3 protein-coding genes are annotated in these 4748 nt (G+C 39.4%); 2 read left to right on the top strand and 1 reads right to left on the bottom strand.

Annotation, left to right across the window (positions count from 1 at the left end; all coding sequences use genetic code 11):
- Nucleotides 1-710 (bottom strand): dienelactone hydrolase family protein (locus tag AAF462_10215; protein ID MEM7009495.1); only part of this gene is annotated, 710 nt, incomplete at its 3' end.
- 155 nt (nt 711-865) lie between these two features.
- Here AAF462_10215 and AAF462_10210 point away from each other — a divergent pair.
- Together AAF462_10210 and AAF462_10205 are read left to right on the top strand one after the other, a co-directional pair.
- Entirely contained in the window at nt 866-2383 is a 1518-nt protein-coding gene (locus tag AAF462_10210) for an MFS transporter (GenBank protein ID MEM7009494.1), read from the top strand.
- A 140-nt stretch (nt 2384-2523) separates the two neighbouring features.
- Nucleotides 2524-4748: hypothetical protein (locus AAF462_10205; protein ID MEM7009493.1), on the top strand; the 2225-nt coding region annotated here is incomplete at its 3' end.

Below are 4748 nucleotides of genomic sequence, written 5' to 3'. Positions count from 1 at the left end.
AGATCAAATTTCTTTCCATATTCGTCTGCTGCTGGGTTTGTGAAGCTATGCTTAACTCCAGGATATACAATTAACTCGTAGTTAGCTCCAGTGTCTTTCATAATGTTCTTAAATTTATCAAACTGCTCTTTTGGAACAAACGGATCATCTCCGCCGTGGAACACTATAATATCAGCGGTAGGCTTAGCATTTTCAGGAGCTTCTTGCGGCAGGATTCCATGGAAACTTGCAACTCCGTCTACATCAACTCCTCTAAGTGCCATGTTGAGAACAACGGCTCCGCCAAAACAGTATCCGATCGCCGCTATATATTCAGGATTTACAGTAGGCTGTGCTTTTAAGTAGTCAATCGCTGCCTGAAACCTGGCCTCTGCAACATCCATGTTGCTAAGAACTGCTGTTGCAAGCTCGCCGGCTTTCTCAGGATGATCTGCATTCTGAGCATCGCCATACATATCAACTGCTAATGCTGTGTAGCCAAGCTCAGCCAATTTGTCAGCTCTAGCCCTTGCATACTCGTTGTGTCCCCACCATTCGTGAACAACCAATACGCCTGGTCTTTTACCTTCAACACTATCATCATAGGCTAAATAGCCTTTTAAGGTTGTATCGCCTTGTTTGTAGTCAACATCCTTACCTACAACTTTAGCACTGGCACTGATTGAAAGAAATGCAAATACTAATACTAAAAATATACTTAGAACTCTCATACTATTTTCCTCCCTTGTGTGTTATCCTTGATTAATCTTTTTTGTAAATATAAAGAAACTTTAAAGAATCATCGTGGATCTAATTATATAAAGATATCATATCAAATAGACTAACCCTAACACTTATTGATGGCGCAAAGCTAGAGAAAGATTCAATGACTCGTAAACAAATACTGACATTTTTTGCAATGGGACTTGGTATTTTGGCTATTGCAGTGGATATAACTGCAATAAATGTCGCCATACCAGCCATAGAGAAATCCTTTAGCACCGATGTCAATACAGTACAGTGGATAATAAACGGATACATTCTCTCCTTTGGGGTTTTAATGGTAACGTTCGGCAGACTTGCCGATATGTTCGGACGTAAAAAATTATTTTTTTTGGGCCTGTTTATTTTCGGGTTAGCTTCACTTGCGGGGGCCCTATCTGTAAATGCCGCTATGATTATTGCAGCAAGAGTAATACAGGGCGTAGGCGCAGCAATGCTTTGGCCCTGTGTGATTGGCATACTATACTCCTCAGTTGGTGAGGATCAAAAGAGCCTAGCTGGCGGACTATTAATGGTAATGTGTGGTATCGGTAATGCCGCAGGGCCACTGATTGGCGGGGTTTTGACTGAATTTGCTGATTGGCGCTGGGTATTATTTGTAAATCTTCCGGTCTGTATTATTGCTGGCGTTATAACCTATATAGTCGTAGATAAACAAGTAGTACAAGAAGATGAGAATCCGATTGATTACAGTGGTATTATAACAGTCTCAATTTCACTGGTTGCCCTACTTTATGCGCTTACGGTGGCGCCTACCTGGGGATGGATTTCCTATAAAACTATCTTGCTCCTAGTAATTTTTGCTGTGGTAATGGCGATTTTCCTTATGATTGAGAGAAGTAAGGACGAAGGCCTAATACCAAAAGATGTAATGGGAAATTTTCAATTCATGATAGTGGGCACAATAATGTTTACTTTTGTTCCCGGATTTTTCGCAATCCTTCTCTATGTAACCCAGTATTTAGAAAAATTCCTGAACTACACCCCTATAGGAGCAGGGGCGGTTCTTGTACCTATGCTCGTAGTATTCTCAGCCACATCGGCATATTCAGCCAAGGTATACAATAAAATTGGAGCACGGCTGTCTATTTTCATCGGCATGTTCCTGGTATCTGTAGGGATTTTTCTAGTCGTATTGTTCGGCTTTGGACAGGGGTACTATGGACTTATTCCAGGCTATTTAGTGGCCGGCGTCGGTCTGGGTTTTGCAGTGCCTTCTATAACTACTGCAGGCGTTAGCGCTGTGAGTGAGGCAAGAGCCAGTTTGGCCGGAGGTATTTTATATATGTTCCAGCTTGTCGGAGGCGCATTTGGTCTGGCAATGGCTACTACAATTTTTACCTACTTTGCAAAAAATGATTTGATTACAAGACTAAGCTCATCAAATATTGACCTATCCAAGTCCCAGTTAGCTGAGGTTACAGATTTTGTAGTAGCAAGCGGCACTAGTCAAAACCTTATATCCAGTCTCGGAAGTGAGCGCTATAGCGAGATTATTGGACACATTCAGCACTCATATGTCACAGGTGTTGGAGGAGGTCTTATATTTACAGCAGTGCTCTCTAGTATCGGAGCGCTTTTGGCAATAATGTTTGTAAAAAGTAAACTTGCTGAGAACTAAGGGTTAAAACTCAGCTAGAATCGTAAAAATTGATTGTGGAACAGCCCCTTGTAAGTTACCATTATCTTGCAATTCAAACTGGCGTTTAGTGATATCTCAAAGCATAGTACTTTGGGTTGTCGCTGTATAGGGTATACCGAGTGAGTAAAGTTAAAAAAGTCTCAGTTTGGCTGTCAGCAGCAGCTTTAGTACTAATTATTATTGTAACGGCAGCATTCTTCATAGCGTCTAATCTAATACAAAAAGATTCCGTCAAGGATAAGATACACGGGCTTATAGCTGATAAAGTTGGTGGTGATATAGATTATGAAACCATGACTCTTCATTTTTTTCACAGACCCCACGTGCTTATAAAAAACACCGAGCTAAGTATTCCGGATAAATTTGAAGGAACCTTCGATACTGTAATTGTATATCCCAAAATTCTCCCTCTCCTATATGGAAATGTAGAAGTCTCCGAGCTTAAATTCCTCCGTCCCAAGATGACATTGATGATTCCTGAAAAATCCAAAGAGGAAGAGCAGATAGATGGCCATGAGCCATTTTCTTATGAGGAACAAAGAGAACAGCTTGTAAAAATTCTGGACTATCTAAACTCAAAATGGAAGGGGTTTAATGCCCGTATTGATTACGCTAATTTAACTATAAAAAAGTCAGATGAGAATTTTTTAGAATTTAACAACTTAAATGCTGTAATCGCATACCCTAATAATTCTCTTAATTACAGAATAAGAGCAAACTCAAATATCAGTCAGACTATCGCTCTAAAGGGTGTTATAAACACTAAGTCATATGATGCTAATGGTGATATAACCCTAACAAGATTTAAACCTCACATGCTCCTTAATTACCTCTCCTCGGATAATAAACTGGTAACAAAGTCAAATATAGATATCGATGTCAGCTATAAGACTAAATCTCTAGAAGATCTAAGCGGAAATGTTGTTGTTTCTAACTCTGAGTTAACACTATCAAAAGGTGATCAAGAGTTTGAAATAAAAGGAAATAAAATAGATACAGATGTAGTGCTGGATGAAGACAAAACCTTAATAACTCTAAACAGTGTAGATATGGCATACCCGGATATAAAAGCCAGCGGCCAACACAGAATAGATAAAAAGGAAAACAAGGTTAATTTAAATTTAAATGGAAATAATATAGATGTAGAGTCCTCTAGGAATGCTGTTTTGTTTATGGCAGGCGGGGACCGAATAGTAGACCTTATATTCAACATTGTTAGAGGCGGCACAATACCAAACATAAGCCTTACTGCAAGCGGAGAAGATTTTAGGGATCTTTGGAGAAAAGGCAACTTTGTACTAAAAGCAAATCTCATAGATGGAAACATATTTATTCCGTATGGAGATTTTGATTTAACAGATGTCTCCGGCGATGCTCTTATCGCTGATGGCAAGCTTACAGGGACTGATCTTAAGGCAAAATCAGGCACTGCAGTAGGCCATGACGGTACATTTATCATAGGCATAGAGGGCCCAATCGGACCATTACACCTGGATATTATGATTGACTCTGATGCATCTGAAATCCCTCCTATTATTAAGAAATTTGTAGATGATGAAGGATTCTTACATGAGCTTAGCATGATAAAAAACTTACAGGGTACAGCGCAAGGCAAGCTCAAAATCGGAGATCAGAAGAAGTCTCCTAAAACTAATGTATATGTATCAGAGTTAGATATTACAGCTGATTATGAGAGGGTACCGCTGCCAGTGAATGTTAAAGGGAGTAACTTTAACTACAATCATAAGTCAATAGATTTTGAAGGGCTAAAAGTTAAAATCGGCGAGTTTTCATCTCCAGAAACTACAGGTTCTTATCATTGGGAGAGTGATAAAATACTTGCTCTTAGTTCTAAAAACACAAAGGTTGATCTAGCAATAATATTCCCTTGGCTTACTTCATTTAACACTCTCAAGGACGATCTTAGGCACATTGAATCTATCAAAGGCTCAGCCTTTTTTTCCTTTTTAAACTTTAAAGGACCTGTCAATGATTCAGAAAAATGGGAAATAGGTGCAGAGGGAAACATAAACACAGTAGAATTAGGCTTGCAGGGGCTTGATACTGATATGACAATTTCTGAGGCGCAGATTAAAACCACAACTCAAGAACTGGCGATAACCGAAACAACAGTTGATATTAAAGATAGTAAAATGACTGTGGGTGCAGTTCTCACAAACTATCTTACGGATTGGCTTAAACTCCAGATGGATTTTTACGGCAACATGCTAGCAGAGGAAGCAAAGGTGTTCTCAGATTATTTCAACGTTCCAACTCAGCTGAATTTTAACAGCCCTGTGGAGATTGCAGAGTCAAATATTGTGCTTAAGAAAAAACCTGCGTT

It is taken from the genome of Thermodesulfobacteriota bacterium (genome assembly GCA_039028315.1).
Lineage (GTDB): Bacteria > Desulfobacterota_D > UBA1144 > Nemesobacterales > UBA2774 > CR02bin9.
The sequence above is the reverse complement of the archived record's forward strand: the minus strand, read 5'-3'. Positions and strand labels throughout refer to the sequence as shown.

What these genes read in the sequence shown, in the direction of transcription:
- AAF462_10210 (MEM7009494.1), top strand. Translation starts at nt 866, where the DNA reads ATGACTCGTAAACAAATACTGACATTTTTTGCAATGGGACTTGGTATT.